Genomic DNA, 20947 nt, shown 5'->3' on the forward strand with positions numbered 1-20947 from the left:
TAGATTGTGGATATTTTTGTTTATGAAAGAAGGTGAACAAGATGGAATTTGATACAATTGCGGCGATTTCAACTCCGATGGGTGAAGGAGCAATTGCGATCGTCCGTTTAAGTGGGGATGAAGCGATAAAAATTGTTGATCAACTGTTTGTCGGTGTTGGGGGGAAGAAGCTAAAAGACGTCTCAACTCATACGATCCATTACGGGCATATTGTGCATCCAGAGACGAAAGAAACAGTTGAAGAAGTGATGGTAACAGTAATGAGAGCTCCAAAAACGTTTACACGTGAAGATGTTGTTGAAATTAATTGTCATGGGGGACTTGTTTCTGTTAACCGCGTGCTTCAACTCGTGTTAGCGCATGGGGCTCGTCTAGCACAACCCGGAGAATTTACAAAAAGAGCTTTTTTAAACGGGCGTATCGATTTATCACAAGCAGAAGCGGTAATGGATTTAATTCGTGCAAAAACCGATCGAGCGATGGCTGTCGCATTGAACCAGATGGAAGGACGTTTATCGAAACTTATTCGTCGATTACGTCAAACGATTTTAGAGACGTTAGCGCATGTCGAAGTAAATATTGATTACCCCGAATACGACGATGTCGAGGAAATGACGCATCGGTTGTTGCTTGAAAAGGCAACAGAAGTGAAAAATGAAATTGAGCGACTGTTACAAACGGCACAGCAAGGAAAAGTGTTGCGGGACGGATTAGCGACAGTCATTGTCGGACGACCGAACGTTGGCAAATCATCGCTATTAAACAGCTTAGCCCACGAAAACCGAGCGATTGTCACCGATATTCCAGGGACAACAAGAGATGTCATTGAGGAGTACGTCAACGTTCGAGGTGTGCCGCTCCGTCTATTAGATACGGCAGGTATTCGTGAAACAGAAGATATTGTTGAGCGAATTGGCGTTGAGCGGTCACGGAAAGTGTTGAAAGAGGCAGACTTAATTTTACTTGTCCTCAACTACAACGAACCGTTAACGGAAGAAGATGAACGATTGTTCGAAGCGGTCAAAGGAATGGACGCGATTGTCATTGTCAATAAAACGGATTTGCCGAAACGAATCGATATGGAGCGAGTGAAACAATTGGCGAAAGGCGCACCGATCATTACTACATCGTTGTTGGAAGAAAGAGGAATAGACCAACTAGAAGAGGCGATTGCCTCATTATTTTTCAGCGGAGATGTCGAGGCGCGCGATTTAACGTATGTATCAAACTCGCGCCATATTGCGTTATTGACGCAAGCGAAAAAAGCGATTGAAGAAGCGATTGACGGCATTGAAGCAAGTATGCCAATTGATATCGTGCAAATTGATTTAACGAGAGCGTGGGAATTGTTAGGTGAAATCATTGGAGATACAGTGCATGAAAGCCTAATTGATCAATTGTTTGCACAATTTTGTCTAGGAAAATAAGGAGGGTGTATTTATGCATTACGAGGCAGGATCTTATGATGTCATCGTCGTAGGTGCCGGTCATGCGGGATGTGAAGCAGCGCTTGCTGCTGCGCGCATGGGAGCGAGTACATTAGTGATCACACTGAATCTTGATATGATTGCTTTTATGCCATGTAACCCATCTATCGGCGGCCCTGCAAAAGGCATCGTCGTTCGCGAAATTGATGCACTAGGCGGGGAAATGGGGAAAAATATTGACAAAACGCATATTCAAATGCGTATGTTGAATACAGGAAAAGGACCTGCTGTACGAGCGTTACGTGCACAAGCAGATAAATTTTTATATCAACAAGAAATGAAAAAAACGCTCGAAAATCAAGAGAATTTAACATTATTGCAAGGAAAAGTAGAAAAATTAATCGTAGAAGATAGTGTATGTAAAGGAGTAATAACGCATACAGGTGCCCGTTATTATGCCAAGGCTGTCGTCATTACGACAGGAACGTTTTTACGCGGTGAAATTATTATCGGAGACATTAAATATTCAAGTGGCCCAAACAACCAACAGCCATCGATTAAGCTTTCAGAACATTTAGAGGAACTCGGTTTTGAACTTGTTCGTTTTAAAACAGGTACGCCACCGCGGGTTAATAGCCATACGATTGATTACAGCAAAACAGAAATTCAGCCAGGCGATGAAGTGCCGCGCGCATTTTCATATGAAACGAAACAATATATTACCGATCAACTCCCTTGTTGGCTCACTTATACGACAGAGGAGACGCACCGAATTATCGATGAAAATTTACATTTGTCGCCGATGTATTCAGGGATGATTAAAGGGACAGGTCCGCGTTACTGCCCATCGATTGAAGATAAAATCGTTCGTTTCCATGACAAGCCGCGTCACCAAATTTTCCTTGAACCAGAAGGAAGACATACGCAAGAAGTGTATGTGCAAGGTTTGTCTACAAGCTTGCCAGAGCATATTCAACGCCAAATGTTAGCGACAATACCAGGGTTAGAAAAAGCGCAGCTCATGCGGGCTGGCTATGCCATTGAATATGATGCCATCGTTCCAACGCAACTATGGCCAACGTTAGAAACAAAGATCGTTCAACGGCTATATACAGCAGGACAAATTAATGGGACATCAGGATATGAAGAGGCGGCTGGCCAAGGGCTTATTGCCGGCATTAATGCGGCATGCAAAGCGCTTGGAAAAGAGGAGTTAATTTTAAGCCGCTCAGAAGCATATATTGGCGTTTTAATTGACGATCTTGTTACAAAGGGAACGAACGAGCCGTATCGCTTGTTAACATCTCGTGCGGAATATCGCCTTTTATTGCGTCATGACAATGCAGATTTACGTTTAACAGAAATTGGTTACAAACTCGGTTTAATTTCACAAGAGCGATATGAAAAGTTTATAGCGAAAAAAGAAGCGATCGAAGCGGAAAAGAAACGTTTAAAATCGTACATTATTAAACCGACGTCGCAAGTGCAAGAAATGATTCGTAACGTCGGGGGAAGTGAATTAAAAGACGGCATTCGAGCAGCCGACTTGTTAAAGCGTCCAGAAATGACGTATGAGCATATTCAAATGATTGCACCGGCGGAACAACCGATTGATCCCGAAGTAGCGGAACAAGTAGAAATTCAAATTAAGTACGAAGGGTATATTGAAAAATCGCTACAACAAGTTGAAAAATTAAAGAAAATGGAGAATAAAAAAATTCCAGAAGACATTGATTACGATGCGATTACAGGGTTGGCGACAGAGGCTCGACAAAAATTAAAACAAGTTCGCCCGCTTTCTATTGCGCAAGCATCGCGCATTTCAGGAGTCAATCCAGCGGATATTTCAATTTTATTAGTTTATTTAGAGCAGGGAAAAATCGCCCGCGTGTCAAATGAATAAAGAGGGATGAACGATGGATGTAAATGTATTTAAACAAATGCTAGAGGAGAGAGGAATTTTGCTTTCTTCTCAACAACTCACTCAGTTTGAAACATATTATCAATTGCTTGTCGAATGGAATGAAAAAATGAATTTAACGGGTATTACAGACAAAGAAGGCGTATATTTAAAACATTTTTTTGATTCCATTACACCTGCTTTTTATTACGACTTCTCGCGGCCGTTATCTATTTGCGATGTTGGGGCGGGGGCAGGGTTTCCGAGCATACCGTTAAAAATTTGCTTTCCTCACCTACATGTATCAATTGTCGATTCATTGCAAAAAAGAATTACGTTTCTAAATCATTTAGCTGCGCACCTTCAGCTTGAAGGAGTAGCTTTTTATCATGATCGTGCTGAAACGTTTGGACAAAAGACGATCCGTGAGTCGTTTGATGTCGTCATGGCTCGTGCGGTTGCTCGTCTGTCTGTGCTAAGTGAACTTTGTTTACCGCTTGTAAAAGTAGGCGGGACGTTTATCGCGATGAAAGGAGCATCAGCACACGAAGAGCTTGAGCAAGGGAGCACAGCGATCCGCGTGCTAGGCGGCGAAGTGACAAAAGTAGAAAAATTTTTATTGCCGATTGAGGAAAGCGAACGAGCGATTATTTTTGTTGAAAAGAGACGAAAAACACCGAAGAAATATCCACGCAAACCAGGGGTACCAAATAAACTTCCAATTGAATGAATGTTTTGAGTTCTCAAAGGTGGTGTTAGGGGGAAATGAAGCATCCTTTTTCGCGCTTTTTTAGCTTTGGTGAGAAAGAGCAAGAAGAAATCGTTGTACAAAATGAAGAAATAAAGCGAATCGCTATTTCACAAATTGTCCCAAACCGTTTTCAGCCGCGGACCATTTTTGTTGAAGATAAAATTGACGAACTAGCACAAACAATTCGAACACATGGAATGATTCAGCCAATTGTCGTTCGAGAATGTGAAGATGGGAAGTTTGAAATTATTGCGGGAGAACGAAGATGGCGGGCGGCACAAAAGCTTGGCTGGACGGATATCCCTGCCATTATTAAAAATTTAAACGATACGGAAACAGCCTCTGTTGCTTTAATTGAAAACTTACAGCGGGAAGAATTGACGCCCATTGAAGAAGCGATGGCTTACGCTCGCTTGCTAGAATTGCATCATTTAACGCAAGAAGCGTTAGCGCAGCGGCTCGGGAAAGGACAATCGACGATTGCCAACAAACTTCGGTTATTAAAGCTGCCTCAAGAAGTACAAGATGCATTATTGCAACGTCAAATTACAGAGCGACATGCTCGCGCTTTGATTGTTCTAAAAGACTATAATAAACAGTTAAAATTGCTTGAGGAAATTATCCAAAAGCAATTAAACGTGAAGCAAACAGAAGATCGAGTCGCAAAAATGTTAGAAGATGAGAATGAAAAACGTCCGAAACCGAAGCGAAAATCGTTAAGTAAAGATATGCGCATCGCTGTCAATACGATTCGTCAGTCGTTAACGATGGTCGCTGATAGTGGTGTTGCTATTGATTCAGAAGAAGAAGAGTTTGAAGACTATTATCAAATTACAATCCGCATCCCGAAAAGACAAAAATAACACCTCATCAAAAACGACGATGAGGTTTTCTTTTTGTATTATGAAAATATTGAAAAATTCATGATACAATAAAAGTATTATAGGTAAAGGATGGGGAGCGTTGTGGGGAAAATTATTGCGATTGCTAATCAAAAAGGCGGTGTTGGCAAAACGACAACGGCGGTAAATTTATCGGCGTGTTTAGCTCATATGGGAAAGAAAACGTTACTTGTCGATATTGATCCGCAAGGAAATGCGACAAGTGGCATTGGTGTGGAAAAACATGAAATTGAACAATGTGCATATGACTTATTAGTTGAGGAAGTGGATGTACGTCAAGTCATTCGCCCGACAAATATTGAGCGATTGCATATTATTCCTGCCACCATTCAATTAGCAGGAGCAGAGATTGAGCTCGTTCCAATCGTTTCAAGGGAAGTGCGCTTACAAAAAGCATTAAGTCCGTTGAAAGATATGTATGATTTTATTATTATCGACTGTCCACCTTCCCTCGGATTGTTGACGATTAATGCGTTAACTTCAGCAGATACAGTATTAATTCCTGTACAATGTGAATATTACGCATTAGAAGGATTGAGTCAACTATTAAATACGATTCGTCTTGTGCAAAAACATTTAAATTCGAATTTACGTATTGAAGGTGTATTGCTCACAATGTTTGATGCGCGCACAAACCTTGGTATTCAAGTGATTCAAGAAGTCAAGAAGTATTTCCGTGAAAAAGTGTATGAAACGATTATCCCACGCAATGTACGACTAAGTGAGGCACCAAGCCATGGGAAGCCAATTATTTTGTACGATGCAAAATCGCGGGGAGCGGAAGTATACGCAGACTTTGCGAAAGAGGTGATCGCAAATGGCTAAAGGGCTCGGAAAAGGCATTCATGCTCTTTTTACTAATTTAGAAGCGGAAAAAGGGGAAACGGTTCAAGAAATTGATATTCAACAACTTCGTCCGAATCCATATCAACCGCGCAAAACGTTTGATGAGCAAGCGCTAGAAGAATTAAAGCAATCGATCATGGAACATGGAATCGTCCAACCGCTCATCGTTCGCCAGACGATCAAAGGGTATGAAATTGTCGTCGGTGAGCGGCGCTTTCGGGCAGCGCAATTAGCAGGAATGAAAACTGTTCCAGCGGTTGTGCGTGAACTTTCGGATGAAAAAATGATGGAGATTGCATTACTTGAAAATTTACAACGTGAGGATTTAAACCCAATTGAAGAAGCAACAGCATATCAATTATTGCTTACGAGATGCAAACTAACGCAAGAAGAGCTAGCGAAAAGATTAGGAAAGAGCCGTCCGCATATTGCTAATCACCTTCGTCTTCTTTCACTTCCAAGTGATGTGCAGCAAATGATTGAAGAAGGTACATTATCGATGGGGCACGGTCGGGCGTTACTTGCATTAAAAAACAAACAAAAACTTGTAGCTGTTATTCAACGGGTCATTCAAGAATCGCTTAATGTCCGACAACTAGAGGCGCTTATTCAACAGCTAAACAAAAATGTTCCACGTGAAACATCGAAAAAGAAAGAGGAAAAAAGTGTATTTTTAGCGCAAAGTGAAGCGTTATTGCGCGAGCGTTTAGGAACAGCGGTATGTATTAAAAAGCATCGAAAAAAAGGGAAAATTGAAATCGAATTTTTCTCAGAAGAAGATTTGACGCGTATTTTGCAGCTGTTAAATGCGTACGATGATGAACAAATGGACGAATAGGATGTGAAATTAGTTGGCTTTACTCGGTACGCTTGTTAACGGAATATGTATTATTATTGGATCTCTGTTAGGTGCTATGTTCAAAAATATCCCAGAGCGCGTAAAATCAACGGTAATGAACGGAATTGGGCTTTCCGTCGTTGTGCTCGGTGTAAAAATGGGATTAGAAAGTGATCAATTTTTAATTGTCATTATTAGTTTAGTTTTTGGTGGAGTGCTAGGGGAAATATGGGATATTGAAGAAAAGATTGAAAGGTTAGGAAAGTGGACGGAAAGAAAAATAGGATACGGAGCAGAAGGGGCAATCTCTAAAGGATTTGTTAGTGCCACGCTTCTGTTTGTCGTTGGTTCGATGGCTATAGTCGGTGCGCTACATAGCGGGTTAAGAGGCGATCATCTTGTACTATATACAAAATCGATTTTAGACGGCTTTGCGAGCATCATCTTAACCGCTACGTTTGGCATCGGCGTTCTTTTTTCAGCCATTCCCGTTGTCGTTTATCAAGGATCGATTGCCTTACTGGCTACGCAAATTAATCAGTTCATTCCATCAAGCGCCCTTGAAGCATTTATTGCTGAATCGACCGCAACAGGTGGAATTTTAATTATTGCGATTGGGTTAAACATGTTAAATCTTACATCTGTTCGTGTCGCAAACTTATTACCAAGTATTTTAATCAATGCGTTAATTGTTGCTTTCATGCATATGTTATTCTGATAGTTTATATTTCAGTTCGTTCACTTTCAACGACGCAAACCGTTGTTGTTTTTTCAGTTGCATTCCAGCTTCATAAATGCCTGTTGCAATCATTTCAGCCATATTCATTACTAAATGAAGTCGGGTGTTTTGTAGCACGAAAAATTCCATAAATCCGCTCACATTGACAATTCCGGTAATGTGGGCATCACCGACAGAAGGGAGATTTTTATTGACAGCCGCTCCTGGTTTTAATGGACCTTTTTCAATTGAAATCATCCCAATGTTTTTTACACGCCCGAGACAAGCATCGACAGCGATAATAAATGCATGTTTATGTTTTTGTTGAATGTCTTTTAGTTTATCTTCTAAATTAACGGCATGAATTGGATCTTTTAACGTTCCATACACATAAAACGGCAACGATCCTTTTTGCTCGAGCATTGTACCGACAAGTGGACCAAGCGAATCGCCAGTCGAACGATCGGTACCGATGCAAACGATGACAACAGGTGTATGTGTAGAAGTTGGAAGTAAATATAAAATCGATGATGCAAGTTGAGATACTGCATTCGGTTCATCGTAAAAAAATTTGTTTTGCATACGTCCGTTCCCTCCTCCGATTAAATGACATGGTAACAGTATACGGAAAAATGTGAATATATATACATTGAACGTCCTAGAAAGTTCACGCGCTACAAATGTAAGCAAAATACTGTTACAATAACTTATGCGTAAACAAGGGAGCTTGTATAGGTCATTTTGCCACGGTGGAGGTGTTTAAATGGAGCAAATCAAAAAAATATACGTTCGTGTTGTTGGGGAAATATTGGAAGGTGACTGGCTCGTCACAGTCGGTGTCAGTTTGTTTAAAATTATAGCGATCATTCTCGTAGCATCAATTTTGCTGAAGATTGTCAAATTAACGATCGCGAAGTTTTTTGTCGTCCGGCAAAAAGCGCCGATTCGGTTATCTGAACGAAGAGAAGCAACATTGATGCGCCTATTGAACAATATGGCTACGTATAGCATTTACTTTATTACGTTTATGATGATTTTAGATGCTGTTGGCGTCGATATTCGTGCCATTTTAGCTGGCGCTGGCATCGTTGGACTTGCTGTTGGTTTCGGAGCACAAAACCTTGTTCGCGATATTATCACGGGGTTTTTTATTATTCTTGAAGATCAGTTTGCGGTTGGAGATTATGTACGTATCGGGACATTCGAAGGACATGTAGAAGAAATCGGTTTGCGTACAACGAAACTGAAAAGCTTTACGGGTGAAGTGCATATTTTGCCGAACGGGACGATTACGCAAGTGACAAACTTTTCTTTAAATAATAGCGTGGCGGTTGTTGATGTAAGTATTGCTTATGAAGGTGATTTAGAGAAGGCGGAAGCTGTGATTCGCGAAGTATTACAAGAAATGACAAGCAAATATGAAGATATTGTGAGCCCGCCAGAATTGTTAGGCGTACAAAATTTAGGACCGTCTGAAGTCGTCATGCGCATTACGTGCGAAACGAAGCCGATGCGCCATTGGCATATTGCTCGCGCCTTGCGAAAAGAAATTAAACTTCGTTTGGACGAGCGTGGCATTGAAATTCCGTTTCCTCGTTTAGTGCTTTATAATCGTGAACAACAAGCGGAACGTGCTTAAACATCGGAAAGGAGTGTGCTATATTGAATAAAGAGTATGGCATGCATGATATTGTCGAAATGAAAAAGGAGCATCCTTGCGGGACAAATCGTTGGAAAATCATTCGAATGGGCATGGATATTCGCATTAAATGTGAAGGATGCGGGCACAGCGTTTTGTTACCGCGGAAAGAATTCGAGCGAAAAATGAAAAAAGTGCTTGTCAAACATGAGGAGTAGATGAAGAGAGGAGTATGATGATGGGTTTAACAGCAGGAATTGTTGGTCTTCCAAACGTCGGAAAATCAACGTTGTTTAATGCGATTACAAAAGCAGGTGCCGAATCTGCCAACTATCCGTTTTGTACGATTGAACCAAACGTCGGGATCGTTGAAGTGCCAGATGAGCGGCTAAAAACGTTGACGAAACTATTTAATCCAAAACGTACTGTTCCAACGGTATTTGAGTTTACAGATATTGCCGGAATTGTAAAAGGTGCAAGCAAAGGTGAAGGGTTAGGGAATAAGTTTTTATCTCACATTCGTCAAGTCGATGCGATTTGCCAAGTTGTTCGTTGTTTTTCTGATGAAAATATTACCCATGTGGCTGGAAAAGTCGATCCGATTGCCGATATTGAAACGATTAATTTAGAGCTTATTTTTGCCGATTTAGAAACAGTCGATAAGCGAATCGATCGCGTTGGCAAAATGGCTAAACAAAAAGATAAAGAGGCGGTATTCGAATACGACATTTTAAGTCGTCTAAAAGAAACGTTTGAAGCAGGAAAACCAGCTAGAACGCTTTCGTTTAAAGAAGAAGAAATGAAAGTCGTAAAGCAATTGCATTTACTAACAATTAAACCGATGTTGTATGTTGCTAACGTTGGGGAAGAAGATTTAGCTGATCCGAACAACAATGAGTACGTCCAACAAGTAAAAGCATTCGCAAAAGAGGATAACGCAGAAGTGATCGTTGTTTGCGCAAAAGTTGAGGCCGAGATGGCGGAGTTAGACGATGAAGAAAAAGAAATGTTTTTACAAGAGCTTGGCATCGAACAATCCGGTTTAGACCAACTTATTCGTGCATCATATAGCTTGCTTGGACTAGCAACATATTTTACAGCGGGTGAGCAAGAAGTGCGTGCATGGACGTTCCGTAAAGGAATGAAAGCACCGCAATGCGCAGGCATTATTCACTCTGATTTTGAACGAGGATTTATTCGTGCAGAAACAGTATCGTATGAAGACTTAGTTGCAGCAGGATCGATGTCTGCTGCTCGTGAGGCAGGAAAAGTAAGATTAGAAGGCAAAGATTACGAAGTGCAAGATGGCGATATTATTCATTTCCGCTTCAACGTCTAATCTTGCATATGAAAGATGTTCGTGATATAATCATCAAATGTGAGTAATGATATATTGCTCCTTGCTCTGTACAGAGCCGTGTAGACCAAAAGGAGGTGACTGTGATGAGAAAGTACGAAATTATGTACATTATCCGTCCGAACATGGAAGAAGAAGCGAGAAAAGCAGTTGTTGAGCGCTTTAATAACGTGTTAACTGAAAACGGTGCGGAAATTACAAACGTAAAAGAATGGGGTAAGCGTCGTCTCGCTTATGAAATTGAAAAATTCCGTGACGGTTACTACATGATTTTGAACGTTGTTGCGAAACCAGCAGCGGTTCAAGAATTTGACCGTTTAGCACGCATCAGCGAAGATATCATTCGTCATATCGTCGTGAAGGAAGAAGAATAATTTCCTCATGAATAGGAGTGGTTCTGATGATTAATCGCGTAATTCTCGTCGGAAGACTGACAAAAGATCCAGAATTACGCTATACTCCAAATGGAGTTGCTGTTGCCACGTTTACGCTAGCGGTGAACCGAACATATACGAACCAGCAAGGTGAACGTGAAGCAGATTTCATTAACTGTATCGTTTGGCGCCGGCAAGCTGAAAATGTGGCAAACTACTTAAAAAAGGGTAGTTTAGCTGGAGTAGAAGGTCGAATTCAAACGAGATCATACGAAAACCAAGAAGGAAAAAAAGTGTATGTGACAGAGGTTGTCGCCGATAGCGTGCAGTTTTTAGAGCCGCGAGGTGGCGGTGAGCAACGTGGCACGGCATCAGGCAGCTATGGCGAGCCGTTTCCATTTGGATCAAATCAGAACCCGAACCAAGGACGTAGCAGCGGATTCAGTCGAATTGATGATGATCCATTTGCGAACGATGGACAACCAATCGATATATCGGATGATGATTTGCCGTTTTAATATACACACGATCAATGAAAGGAGGATATACGATGGCAGGACGTAAAGGTGGACGCACAAAACGTCGTAAAGTTTGCTACTTTACAGCAAACGGAATTACGCACATCGACTACAAAGATGTAGACACATTAAAGAAATTTATTTCTGAGCGTGGTAAAATTTTACCTCGTCGCGTAACAGGTACGAGCGCAAAATATCAACGTAAATTAACAATTGCAATCAAGCGTGCTCGTCAAATGGCTTTATTACCATACGTTGCGGGCGAATAAAGAGAAAAGCAGTAAGGGGGACGGAGCCTTACTGCTTTTTGTTTTCGAGGAGGGAAAAAAGTGAAAAACGCGCGTGTATTAACAGAAGGGGCTGTGCAACTCGCCATTTTTACTGTGCTCCTTTTACTTAGTTTGTATATGCCTGTATTCGGGATGTTTGCTACGTTTTTTTTAGCCATTCCATTTCTTTTATTTACGATGCGCCATACATATAAAAATGGCTTGTTTTTACTTGTTGCATCATTTATTCCATCCATTTGGTTCGGTTCACTTTTCTCTGTTCCGATGACATTTATGTTTGCAAGTAGCGGAGTAGCCATGGGGCATGTGTGGCGAAAACACGTTGGAAAATACGCCGTTTTGCTCGTTGGCACGCTCTCTTTTTTAGTCAGCATGATCATCATTTATGCGAGTTCTGTTTTGTTTTTTGACATTCACATTGGCAAGCAAATTGAAGAAATTATGCAACAATCATTTCAAAGTGCACAAACCATATTAGAAAAAATCGGGCAACCAGCAAACGAACAATTTGAAAAAACGATGAAACAAACGATGGACGTTGTCATCGATTTATTGCCGACGGCGTTCGTTTTCGCTGCTGCATGTTTTGCTTGGATTACTCAACAAGCTGCCTTGCCTATTTTAAAGCGATTAAATATGCCGATTGGCAACTGGCAACCATTTCGGGAACTCGTTTTACCAAAAAGCTTATTGTGGTACTATTTAGCGACAATGCTTTTATTATTTTTTCCGATCGGACACGATTCATTTCTTTACATTATACTCATCAACTTATTTCAAATTTTGCAGTTGCTTATGATGATCCAAGGGTTTTCGTTCATTTTTTATTGGACGCATCATAAACATATGGGACGTAAAGGGGCCATTGCCATTGTTGTTCTATCGCTATTTTTCCCTTTTTTACTTCACCTCGTGCGAATATTAGGTATAATTGATTTAGGATTTGATTTGCGAAAGAGGTTGAAAGATTAATGACGCAAGGAGCTGACGTTCATGTCCAGTTTGTATGAAAAGCAGAGGCACCGCTATCCCTTGTATGTTTTAATTGGTATTACGTTCATATTGCTATTTATCGTAACGTACTTTGAATGGGTGATTGGGATAGTTGCTGCTGTGCTCCTTGGACCGACGTTATTTCACGTATTTCGATCGTATAAAGTCGCTCAAGAGGAAATTGAAGATTATATTTCTACCCTTTCTTACCGCATTAAAAAAGTTGGAGAAGAAGCGTTAATGGGTATGCCGATTGGCATCATGCTCATTAATGATGAGCTAGAAATTGAGTGGACAAACACTTTTTTATCTTCTTGCTTTGGAGTGGATACGTTAGTTAGCCGATCGTTATATGATGTTGCTGAGCAACTCGTTCCGTTAATGAAAAAAGAGACAACCGAAGAAGTCATTACTTTACATGATCGAACGTTTAAAGTAATCATTCGTCGAGAAGAACGGTTACTTTACTTTTTTGATATTACTGAACAAGCAGAACTAGAGAAAAAATACGAGCAAGAAAAAATCGTATTAGGAGTCATCTTTCTCGACAATTACGATGATGTAACGCAAGGAATGGACGATCAAACGAAAAGCCAGCTCAATAGTCAAGTGACGTCCATTTTAAACAGATGGGCGAGCGAATACGGGTTATTTTTAAAACGTACGTCGTCTGATCGATTTGTCGCTGTGTTAAATGAACATATTTTACAACAGCTAGAGAAAAATAAATTTTCTGTTTTAGATGAAGTGCGTGAGCAAACAGCGAAAAATCATGTGCCGTTAACGTTAAGTATCGGTATTGGAACAAATTCTCCTTCTTTGCCGGAATTAGGGGCGTTGGCTCAGTCAAGTTTAGATTTAGCGCTTGGACGTGGTGGCGACCAAGTAGCGGTTAAACAACCGAATGGCAAAGTGAAATTTTACGGTGGGAAAACAAATCCAATGGAAAAACGGACAAGGGTTCGGGCCCGCGTCATATCACATGCGCTAAAAGAGCTCATTTTAGAAAGTGAACAAGTGTTTATTATGGGACATAAATATCCCGATATGGACGCCATTGGTGCTGCCATCGGTATTTTAAAAGTGGCTCAAATGAATCAAAAAGAAGCGTTTATTATTATTGATACGAGCCACATTGATTCTGGAGTACAACGGTTGCTTGAGGCGGTCAAAAAGCAGACGGAACTTTGGTCTCGCTTTATTTCCCCTGAACAAGCATTAGAGTTAGCAACAGAAGATACATTGCTTGTTGTCGTCGATACACATAAACCTTCTCTTGTGATTGAAGAACGGCTATTGTTGCGACTAGATCGGGTTGTAGTCATTGATCATCATCGTCGCGGTGAAGAATTCATTCAAGATCCGATTCTCGTTTATATGGAACCGTATGCGTCATCAACGTCAGAGTTAGTGACGGAATTGCTAGAATATCAACCGAAACGTTCGAAGCTTTCTATGCTTGAGGCGACAGCTTTATTAGCTGGGATTGTCGTTGATACGAAGAGTTTTACGTTGCGCACAGGATCACGAACGTTTGATGCCGCTTCATATTTACGGGCGCAAGGGGCGGATACAACACTTGTCCAAAAATTGTTAAAAGAAAATATTGAGCATTACATTAAACGTGCTAAAATAATTGAGAACGCTATCATTGATGAGCACGGTTTTGCGATTGCGAAAGGAAATATGAACGAAACGTATGATCCTGTTTTAATCGCTCAAGCAGCGGATACGTTATTATCTTTACATGGTGTTGTCGCTTCGTTTGTCATCTCGAAGCGAAACGATCAAACGATTGGAATTAGTGCTCGTTCATTGGGAGATGTCAACGTTCAGTTAATTATGGAAAAACTCGATGGCGGAGGCCATTTAACGAATGCGGCGACTCAGCTTGCCAATGTAACGATTGACGAAGCAGAAAAACGATTGCGAGCAGCTATTCGAGAATATATTGAAGGAGGTAAAGAAACATGAAAGTCATCTTTTTAAAAGACGTGAAAGGAAAAGGGAAAAAAGGAGAAGTAAAAAACGTTGCAGATGGTTATGCGCAAAACTTTTTATTTAAACAAGGTCTTGCGATTGAAGCAACTCCAGCGAACTTAAAAGCGTTAGAAGCGCAAAAAAATAAACAAAAAAAAGAAGCGGAAGAAGAATTAGCCCGCGCAAAACAATTAAAAGAAAAAATGGATACGTTGACAGTCGAGTTGTTTGCGAAAGCTGGTGAGGGAGGTCGTTTATTCGGTTCGATCACAAGCAAACAAATTGCTGAGGCGCTCCAGCAACAACATGACATTAAGATTGATAAACGGAAAATTGAATTAGATGATGCAATTCGAGCGCTAGGATATACGAATGTACCAATTAAGCTTCATCCAGAAGTGACTGCAACATTAAAAGTACATGTGCAAGAGCAAAAGTAATGAAATGTGATTTTATGCCGGATCTTTTCCGTGCATATAATCACATTTTTCTTATGAGAAAGGATGGTGAGTGTATATGAACGACGTATTTGCTGATCGACTCCCCCCACAAAATATTGAAGCTGAGCAAGCTGTGCTCGGAGCGATTTTATTGGAGCCATCCGCGCTCACAACCGCTTCAGAAATATTAATTCCCGAAGATTTTTATCGAGCTGCCCATCAAAAAATTTTCCGAACGATGTTGCAACTATCTGATCGTGGTGAACCAGTCGATTTAGTGACCGTTACATCTGAACTCGCAGATGCGAATGCCCTTGAAGAAATAGGGGGCGTTTCATACTTAACCGAGCTAGCGAACGCTGTTCCGACGGCGGCAAACGTACAATATTATGCGAAAATTGTAGAAGAAAAATCTATTTTACGCCGTTTAATTCGTACAGCTACATCTATTGCTCAAGACGGTTATACGCGGGAAGATGAAGTAGAAGATGTGTTAAATGAAGCGGAGCGAAAAATTTTAGAAGTATCGCAACGAAAAAATACGAGCGGATTTCAAAGTATAAAAGATGTGCTCGTTCAAGCATATGACAATATTGAAATGCTCCATAATCGTAAAGGTGAAATCACCGGAATCCCAACCGGTTTTATTGAGCTAGATCGAATGACGGCTGGATTTCAACGAAGCGATTTTATTATTGTTGCTGCTCGTCCATCTGTCGGAAAGACGGCATTCGCATTAAATATTGCACAAAATGTAGCGACGCGTACAAGTGAGAATGTGGCCATTTTCAGCTTAGAAATGGGAGCGCAACAGCTTGTGATGCGTATGCTTTGTGCGGAAGGAAACATTAACGCTCAAAACTTGCGGACGGGCAAACTGACACCGGAAGACTGGGGAAAGTTGACGATGGCGATGGGAAGCCTTTCGAATGCTGGTATTTTTATTGATGATACGCCGAACATTCGCGTAAGTGAAATTCGTGCCAAGTGTCGTCGCCTAAAACAAGAACACGGACTTGGAATGGTATTAATCGACTACTTACAGCTTATCCAAGGAAGTGGACGAAACCGCGAAAATCGTCAACAAGAAGTATCGGAAATTTCTCGCTCATTAAAAGCGTTAGCTCGTGAATTAGATGTTCCTGTCATTGCTTTATCACAGCTTTCTCGTAGCGTGGAGCAGCGCCAAGATAAACGCCCGATGATGTCTGACTTGCGTGAATCGGGAAGTATTGAGCAAGATGCAGATATTGTTGCTTTTTTATATCGTGATGATTATTACGATAAAGAATCGGAAAACAAAAACATCATTGAAATTATTATCGCAAAACAACGGAACGGTCCAGTTGGTACTGTACAGCTTGCTTTTGTTAAAGAGTATAACAAGTTTGTCAACTTAGAGCGCCGCTTCGATGATGCAAACGTTCCGCCTGGAGCTTAATTGAATACGAATAAAAATGATAAAAACATATATAAACGTTCGGTTTTTTATTGATTTTTCGTAGTTGATTTGGTACACTTACTTTGTTTGGAATTGATGAAGCGGAGGTGCTCACCATGTCTTCAGTTGTTGTTGTTGGAACACAATGGGGCGATGAAGGAAAGGGAAAAATTACAGACTTTTTATCACAACATGCAGAAGTGATTGCACGATATCAGGGTGGAAATAACGCCGGACATACGATTGTATTTAACGGCGAAAAGTATAAATTACATTTAATTCCTTCTGGCATTTTTTATAAAGATAAAATTTGTGTCATTGGAAACGGAATGGTTGTTGATCCGAAAGCGCTTGTGCAAGAATTAGCGTATTTACATGAGCGTGGTGTAAGCACGGAAAATTTACGTATCAGCAACCGTGCCCACGTGATTTTGCCTTATCATTTAAAGCTTGATGAAGTAGAAGAAGAACGAAAAGGGGCTAATAAAATCGGAACGACGAAAAAAGGAATTGGCCCTGCTTATATGGATAAAGCGGCACGTGTCGGCATCCGCATCGCAGATTTGCTCGATCGTGAAGTATTTGAAGAAAAATTATCCCGTAATTTAGCGGAGAAGAACGTACTTTTTGAAAAAGTGTACGGTGTTGAAGGATTTAAACTAGAACACATTGTTGATGAATATTATGAATATGGGCAACAAATTGCAAAGTATGTTTGCGATACGTCTGTCGTATTAAACGATGCGCTCGATGAAGGACGTCGTGTTTTATTTGAAGGTGCCCAAGGCGTCATGTTAGATATTGACCAAGGAACGTATCCGTTCGTTACGTCATCTAACCCTGTGGCCGGTGGGGTAACGATTGGTGCAGGTGTTGGTCCGACAAAAATTAAACATGTTGTTGGTGTAGCTAAAGCATATACAACACGCGTCGGTGACGGTCCGTTTCCAACGGAGTTAAACAATGAAATCGGTGACCGCATTCGCGAAGTAGGCCGCGAGTATGGAACGACGACAGGGCGCCCACGCCGTGTCGGTTGGTTTGATAGCGTTGTTGTTCGCCATGCACGCCGAGTTAGTGGAATTACAGATTTATCTTTAAACTCAATCGACGTATTAACAGGTATTGAGACGTTAAAAATTTGCGTCGCTTATCGATATAAAGGACAGATCATCGAAGAGTTTCCTGCAAGCTTGAAAGTGCTAGCGGAATGCGAACCTGTATATGAAGAATTGCCAGGGTGGACAGAAGATATTACTGGCGTAAAAAGCTTAGACGAACTTCCAGCTAACGCACGCCGTTACGTTGAACGCATTTCGCAATTGACAGGTATTCCACTTTCTATTTTCTCTGTCGGGCCAGACCGTTCCCAAACGAATGTTGTCCGCAACGTATATGCATAAGAAAAAACGTCGATGACTCGTTCGTCGACGTTTTTTTAAAAAAACTATTGCCTTATTACTAATTATATAATAAAATGATAGATGTCTGTTAGAATACGGTTCCGTGGTGTAGGGGTTAACATGCCTGCCTGTCACGCAGGAGATCGCGGGTTCGAATCCCGTCGGAACCGCCATTTTTTTATAATCATGGGCGCACATCTTGAGTAAGCAAATCGAGAGCGGGACGAAGGACATTTGGTCTTCGAATAAATAAAGTGTGAAGCTATAGTTAATATGGCTCGGTAGCTCAGTTGGTAGAGCACGTCTGAATGGACTTCATTGATCAGGCACCAGCGTACCGCTCGAGCCGCATCTTGAGTAAGCAAATCGAGAGCGGGACGAAGGACGTTTGGTCTTCGAATAAATAAAGTGTGAAGCTATAGTTAATATGGCTCGGTAGCTCAGTCGGTAGAGCAAAGGACTGAAAATCCTTGTGTCGGCGGTTCGATTCCGTCCCGAGCCACTTGTAAGCATAGATACATATATGTGTCTATGCTTTTTTATTTTATAATAGTGACATGGTACACTATATGTAAATACGCCTTTTTGGGGGAGTGAACATAAATGGAGAAAAAAATTTTAGTTGTTGATGATGAAAAGCCGATTGCTGACATTTTGCAATTTAATTTAAGAAAAGAAGGATATGACGTATATTGTGCATACGACGGGATGGAGGCACTACAAAAAGTAGAAGATATTCAACCTGATTTAATTTTATTAGATATTATGCTTCCACAAAAAGATGGTATGGAAGTATGCCGCGAAATTCGTAAAAAATACGATATGCCGATCATTATGTTGACAGCGAAAGATTCTGAAATTGATAAAGTGCTTGGACTAGAGCTCGGTGCGGACGATTATGTCACGAAACCATTTAGCACGCGCGAGTTGCTGGCGCGCGTGAAAGCTAATTTGCGTCGCCATCAACAAAGACAAGAACAAGATGTAAAGGAAATGAGCGAAATAAAAATTGGTTCGCTCACCATTCATCCAGACGCTTATATTGTATCTAAACGAGGCGAGGAAATTGAATTAACCCACCGCGAGTTTGAACTTCTTTACTATTTAGCGAAACATATCGGTCAAGTAATGACACGTGAACATTTACTTCAAACGGTATGGGGGTACGATTATTTTGGCGATGTGCGTACCGTTGATGTAACGGTTCGACGTTTGCGTGAAAAAATTGAAGACAACCCTTCGCATCCGACGTGGATTGTGACAAGACGCGGAGTGGGGTATTATTTACGAAACCCGGAACAGGAGTAACAGCATGAAAAAAGTAAGCATATTTCAATCGATTCACGTCAAATTTGCCCTAATTTACATTTTGCTTATTTTAATTGCGATGCAAATTATCGGGGCTTATTTCGTACGCCAATTAGAAGCGCAACTCGTTGAAAACTTTAAAAACTCGTTGAATGAGCGCGTGATTTTACTTGCCTATAACATTGAACAAGAAATGAATAAAGAACGGGATAAAAAAAGTCCTACACTCGAAGAGGAAATTCGTTCGATTTTACAAGATTTCGTCTCACAAGATATTTCAGAAGTGCGCGTTATTGATAATAAAAGTAAAGTATTAGGAACATCGAACCCATACAATCAAAATATTGTCGGAAAACGTACGACAGATTTACTCATTAAACGAACGTTAGTTGCAGGCGAAATGACGGAAAAAATGCTTGTCGATCCGAAAACAGGGCACCGCATGTATATTTCCTCGACACCAATTAAAGTAAAGAACGAAATGAAGGGGGCTATTTATGTTATCGCCTCGATGGAAAATGTTTTTGCACAAATGAGGCAAATTAATAACATTTTAGCGACTGGAACAGGAATCGCTTTAGTCATTACAGCGTTGTTAGGCATTTTACTAGCGCAAACGATTACGCGTCCAATTTCAGATATGCGTAAACAAGCACTAGCGATGGCGAAAGGTAATTTTTCACGGAAAGTAAAAGTATACGGGTATGATGAAATTGGACAGCTCGCGCTCAGTTTTAATAACTTAACGAAAAAATTGCAAGAAGCGCAAGCGACGACTGAAGGAGAGCGCCGTAAGTTAGAATCAGTATTGACGCATATGACAGATGGTGTGATCGCCACAGATAGAAAAGGGAGAATTATTTTAATTAATGATGCAGCGCTAAATATTTTAAATGTTTCACGTGAAACAGTGCTGTCTGCCCCTATTGTGAGCGTATTAGGATTGGATGAACAATACACGTTTGAAACGCTACTTGAAGAGCGTGAAACGTTAATTTTAGATTTTAGTACAGAAGAAGAAATGTACATTTTACGTGCTTCTTTATCTGTTATTCAAAAAGAAAAAGGGTTTGTAAACGGATTAATCGTTGTGTTGCACGATATTACAGAACATGAAAAAATTGATCGCGATCGTCGCGAGTTTGTCGCTAATGTTTCGCACGAGCTACGGACCCCGTTAACGACAATGCGCAGTTATTTAGAGGCGCTCGCTGATGGAGCGTGGCGCGACGAGGAAATTGCTCCACGATTTATTGAAGTTACCCAAAACGAGACGGAACGAATGATTCGTCTTGTGAATGACTTATTGCAACTTTCTAAGCTCGACAGCAAAGACTATAAATTGAAAAAAACACGTGTGCATTTCGTTCCTTACTTCCATAGAGTGATTGACCGATTTGAATTAACGAAAAAAGAAAACGTTTCATTTGTTCGTAACTTTCCAGATGAAAAAATTATTGTTCATATGGATGAAGATAAAATTACCCAAGTGCTCGATAATATTATTTCGAATGCCCTTAAATACTCGCCACAAGGTGGAACAATTACGTTTCGCGTTGAAAAACTAGAAAGCGATATTCGAGTAAGCGTGAAAGATGAGGGAGTAGGTATTCCAAAAGCAGACTTATCAAAAATTTTCGAGCGCTTTTACCGTGTCGACAAGGCGCGCTCACGGAAGCTCGGTGGAACAGGGCTAGGTCTTGCTATTGCAAAAGAAGTTGTCGTCGCACATGGTGGGCGTATTTGGGCTGAAAGTCAAGAACGGAAAGGGACAACGATTTACTTTACTTTGCCGATTGAACAACAGAAAAAAGGATGAAAA

Annotated in this window: 21 protein-coding genes and 2 tRNA genes; 22 read left to right on the plus strand and 1 reads right to left on the minus strand. The window is 40.8% G+C overall.

Annotation, left to right across the window (positions count from 1 at the left end; genetic code table 11):
* Window positions 1-41: 41 nt before the first annotated feature.
* From mnmE to LH47_RS02015, 7 genes are all read left to right on the plus strand, one after another.
* On the plus strand, window positions 42-1427 hold the full coding sequence (gene mnmE, locus LH47_RS01985; RefSeq protein WP_043964342.1) for a tRNA uridine-5-carboxymethylaminomethyl(34) synthesis GTPase MnmE: 1386 nt from the start codon (window positions 42-44) through the stop codon (window positions 1425-1427).
* Window positions 1428-1440: 13 nt separating this feature from the next.
* Window positions 1441-3330, plus strand: a complete 1890-nt coding sequence (gene mnmG, locus LH47_RS01990; protein ID WP_043964344.1) for a tRNA uridine-5-carboxymethylaminomethyl(34) synthesis enzyme MnmG — start codon at window positions 1441-1443, stop codon at window positions 3328-3330.
* A gap of 13 nt (window positions 3331-3343) precedes the next feature.
* Window positions 3344-4057, plus strand: coding sequence for a 16S rRNA (guanine(527)-N(7))-methyltransferase RsmG (gene rsmG / locus LH47_RS01995; RefSeq protein WP_043964346.1), 714 nt, complete (start codon window positions 3344-3346; stop codon window positions 4055-4057).
* 35 nt (window positions 4058-4092) lie between these two features.
* Window positions 4093-4941, plus strand: a complete 849-nt coding sequence (noc, locus tag LH47_RS02000) for a nucleoid occlusion protein (RefSeq protein WP_043964348.1) — start codon at window positions 4093-4095, stop codon at window positions 4939-4941.
* 102 nt (window positions 4942-5043) lie between these two features.
* On the plus strand, window positions 5044-5805 hold the full coding sequence (locus LH47_RS02005; RefSeq protein WP_043964350.1) for a ParA family protein: 762 nt from the start codon (window positions 5044-5046) through the stop codon (window positions 5803-5805).
* Window positions 5798-6664, plus strand: a complete 867-nt coding sequence (locus LH47_RS02010; RefSeq protein ID WP_043964352.1) for a ParB/RepB/Spo0J family partition protein — start codon at window positions 5798-5800, stop codon at window positions 6662-6664. Before LH47_RS02005 ends, LH47_RS02010 begins: the two co-directional genes overlap by 8 nt.
* A 13-nt stretch (window positions 6665-6677) precedes the next feature.
* Entirely contained in the window at window positions 6678-7382 is a 705-nt protein-coding gene (locus LH47_RS02015) for a DUF554 domain-containing protein (RefSeq protein ID WP_043964354.1), read from the plus strand.
* Here LH47_RS02015 and yyaC read toward each other — a convergent pair.
* Entirely contained in the window at window positions 7374-7964 is a 591-nt protein-coding gene (gene yyaC / locus LH47_RS02020) for a spore protease YyaC (RefSeq protein WP_043964356.1), read from the minus strand. The genes LH47_RS02015 and yyaC overlap by 9 nt on opposite strands.
* Window positions 7965-8145: 181 nt before the next feature.
* On the opposite strand from yyaC, the gene LH47_RS02025 reads away from it, so the two are divergent.
* The 15 genes from LH47_RS02025 to walK all read left to right on the plus strand — a co-directional run bounded on the left by LH47_RS02025 (window position 8146) and on the right by walK (window position 20944).
* A complete protein-coding gene (locus tag LH47_RS02025; protein WP_043964358.1) occupies window positions 8146-9021 on the plus strand; it encodes a mechanosensitive ion channel family protein in 876 nt (291 codons plus the stop codon).
* Window positions 9022-9062: 41 nt separating this feature from the next.
* Window positions 9063-9239 carry a DUF951 domain-containing protein gene (locus LH47_RS02030; RefSeq protein WP_216367525.1) on the plus strand — a complete coding sequence of 59 codons (177 nt, stop codon included), beginning with the start codon at window positions 9063-9065 and terminating at the stop codon, window positions 9237-9239.
* A gap of 20 nt (window positions 9240-9259) precedes the next feature.
* The gene (gene ychF / locus LH47_RS02035) at window positions 9260-10360 is read left to right on the plus strand and encodes a redox-regulated ATPase YchF (protein WP_043964364.1); all 1101 of its coding nucleotides are present in this window, start codon (window positions 9260-9262) and stop codon (window positions 10358-10360) included.
* Between the two features lie 104 nt (window positions 10361-10464).
* Window positions 10465-10752, plus strand: coding sequence for a 30S ribosomal protein S6 (gene rpsF / locus LH47_RS02040; protein WP_009361077.1), 288 nt, complete (start codon window positions 10465-10467; stop codon window positions 10750-10752).
* A 26-nt stretch (window positions 10753-10778) separates the two neighbouring features.
* The gene (gene ssb / locus LH47_RS02045) at window positions 10779-11270 is read left to right on the plus strand and encodes a single-stranded DNA-binding protein (protein WP_043964367.1); all 492 of its coding nucleotides are present in this window, start codon (window positions 10779-10781) and stop codon (window positions 11268-11270) included.
* Window positions 11271-11302: 32 nt separating this feature from the next.
* Window positions 11303-11539 carry a 30S ribosomal protein S18 gene (gene rpsR / locus LH47_RS02050; protein ID WP_003397568.1) on the plus strand — a complete coding sequence of 79 codons (237 nt, stop codon included), beginning with the start codon at window positions 11303-11305 and terminating at the stop codon, window positions 11537-11539.
* Window positions 11540-11599: 60 nt separating this feature from the next.
* Window positions 11600-12532 (plus strand): YybS family protein, encoded by a 933-nt coding sequence (locus LH47_RS02055; RefSeq protein ID WP_043964368.1) that lies wholly within the window; start codon window positions 11600-11602, stop codon window positions 12530-12532.
* A 21-nt stretch (window positions 12533-12553) separates the two neighbouring features.
* Window positions 12554-14527, plus strand: a complete 1974-nt coding sequence (locus tag LH47_RS02060) for a DHH family phosphoesterase (protein WP_043964370.1) — start codon at window positions 12554-12556, stop codon at window positions 14525-14527.
* Window positions 14524-14973: a 50S ribosomal protein L9 gene (rplI, locus tag LH47_RS02065; protein WP_021094400.1), complete on the plus strand. Its 450-nt coding sequence runs from the start codon at window positions 14524-14526 to the stop codon at window positions 14971-14973. The genes LH47_RS02060 and rplI overlap by 4 nt, the downstream gene beginning before the upstream one ends.
* A 76-nt stretch (window positions 14974-15049) precedes the next feature.
* On the plus strand, window positions 15050-16414 hold the full coding sequence (dnaB, locus tag LH47_RS02070; protein WP_043964443.1) for a replicative DNA helicase: 1365 nt from the start codon (window positions 15050-15052) through the stop codon (window positions 16412-16414).
* A gap of 116 nt (window positions 16415-16530) precedes the next feature.
* Window positions 16531-17817: an adenylosuccinate synthase gene (locus tag LH47_RS02075; protein WP_043964373.1), complete on the plus strand. Its 1287-nt coding sequence runs from the start codon at window positions 16531-16533 to the stop codon at window positions 17815-17817.
* Between the two features lie 97 nt (window positions 17818-17914).
* Window positions 17915-17990 (plus strand) — tRNA-Asp (locus tag LH47_RS02080).
* Window positions 17991-18246: 256 nt separating this feature from the next.
* A tRNA-Phe gene (locus LH47_RS02085) sits at window positions 18247-18319 on the plus strand.
* Window positions 18320-18420: 101 nt separating this feature from the next.
* On the plus strand, window positions 18421-19125 hold the full coding sequence (yycF, locus tag LH47_RS02090; RefSeq protein WP_043964375.1) for a response regulator YycF: 705 nt from the start codon (window positions 18421-18423) through the stop codon (window positions 19123-19125).
* Window positions 19126-19129: 4 nt separating this feature from the next.
* A complete protein-coding gene (gene walK / locus LH47_RS02095; protein WP_043964376.1) occupies window positions 19130-20944 on the plus strand; it encodes a cell wall metabolism sensor histidine kinase WalK in 1815 nt (604 codons plus the stop codon).
* Window positions 20945-20947 lie beyond the last annotated feature (3 nt).

It is taken from the genome of Anoxybacillus thermarum, from assembly GCF_000836725.1.
Taxonomy (GTDB): Bacteria; Bacillota; Bacilli; order Bacillales; family Anoxybacillaceae; genus Anoxybacillus; species Anoxybacillus thermarum.

Coding starts and splice junctions, on each gene's coding strand:
- mnmE (WP_043964342.1), top strand. CDS start 42: ATGGAATTTGATACAATTGCGGCGATTTCAACTCCGATGGGTGAAGGA.
- mnmG (WP_043964344.1), top strand. CDS start 1,441: ATGCATTACGAGGCAGGATCTTATGATGTCATCGTCGTAGGTGCCGGT.
- rsmG (WP_043964346.1), top strand. CDS start 3,344: ATGGATGTAAATGTATTTAAACAAATGCTAGAGGAGAGAGGAATTTTG.
- noc (WP_043964348.1), top strand. CDS start 4,093: ATGAAGCATCCTTTTTCGCGCTTTTTTAGCTTTGGTGAGAAAGAGCAA.
- LH47_RS02010 (WP_043964352.1), top strand. CDS start 5,798: ATGGCTAAAGGGCTCGGAAAAGGCATTCATGCTCTTTTTACTAATTTA.
- yyaC (WP_043964356.1), bottom strand. CDS start 7,964: ATGCAAAACAAATTTTTTTACGATGAACCGAATGCAGTATCTCAACTT.
- LH47_RS02025 (WP_043964358.1), top strand. CDS start 8,146: ATGGAGCAAATCAAAAAAATATACGTTCGTGTTGTTGGGGAAATATTG.
- LH47_RS02030 (WP_216367525.1), top strand. CDS start 9,063: ATGCATGATATTGTCGAAATGAAAAAGGAGCATCCTTGCGGGACAAAT.
- ychF (WP_043964364.1), top strand. CDS start 9,260: ATGGGTTTAACAGCAGGAATTGTTGGTCTTCCAAACGTCGGAAAATCA.
- rpsF (WP_009361077.1), top strand. CDS start 10,465: ATGAGAAAGTACGAAATTATGTACATTATCCGTCCGAACATGGAAGAA.
- ssb (WP_043964367.1), top strand. CDS start 10,779: ATGATTAATCGCGTAATTCTCGTCGGAAGACTGACAAAAGATCCAGAA.
- rpsR (WP_003397568.1), top strand. CDS start 11,303: ATGGCAGGACGTAAAGGTGGACGCACAAAACGTCGTAAAGTTTGCTAC.
- LH47_RS02060 (WP_043964370.1), top strand. CDS start 12,554: ATGTCCAGTTTGTATGAAAAGCAGAGGCACCGCTATCCCTTGTATGTT.
- rplI (WP_021094400.1), top strand. CDS start 14,524: ATGAAAGTCATCTTTTTAAAAGACGTGAAAGGAAAAGGGAAAAAAGGA.
- dnaB (WP_043964443.1), top strand. CDS start 15,050: ATGAACGACGTATTTGCTGATCGACTCCCCCCACAAAATATTGAAGCT.
- LH47_RS02075 (WP_043964373.1), top strand. CDS start 16,531: ATGTCTTCAGTTGTTGTTGTTGGAACACAATGGGGCGATGAAGGAAAG.
- yycF (WP_043964375.1), top strand. CDS start 18,421: ATGGAGAAAAAAATTTTAGTTGTTGATGATGAAAAGCCGATTGCTGAC.
- walK (WP_043964376.1), top strand. CDS start 19,130: ATGAAAAAAGTAAGCATATTTCAATCGATTCACGTCAAATTTGCCCTA.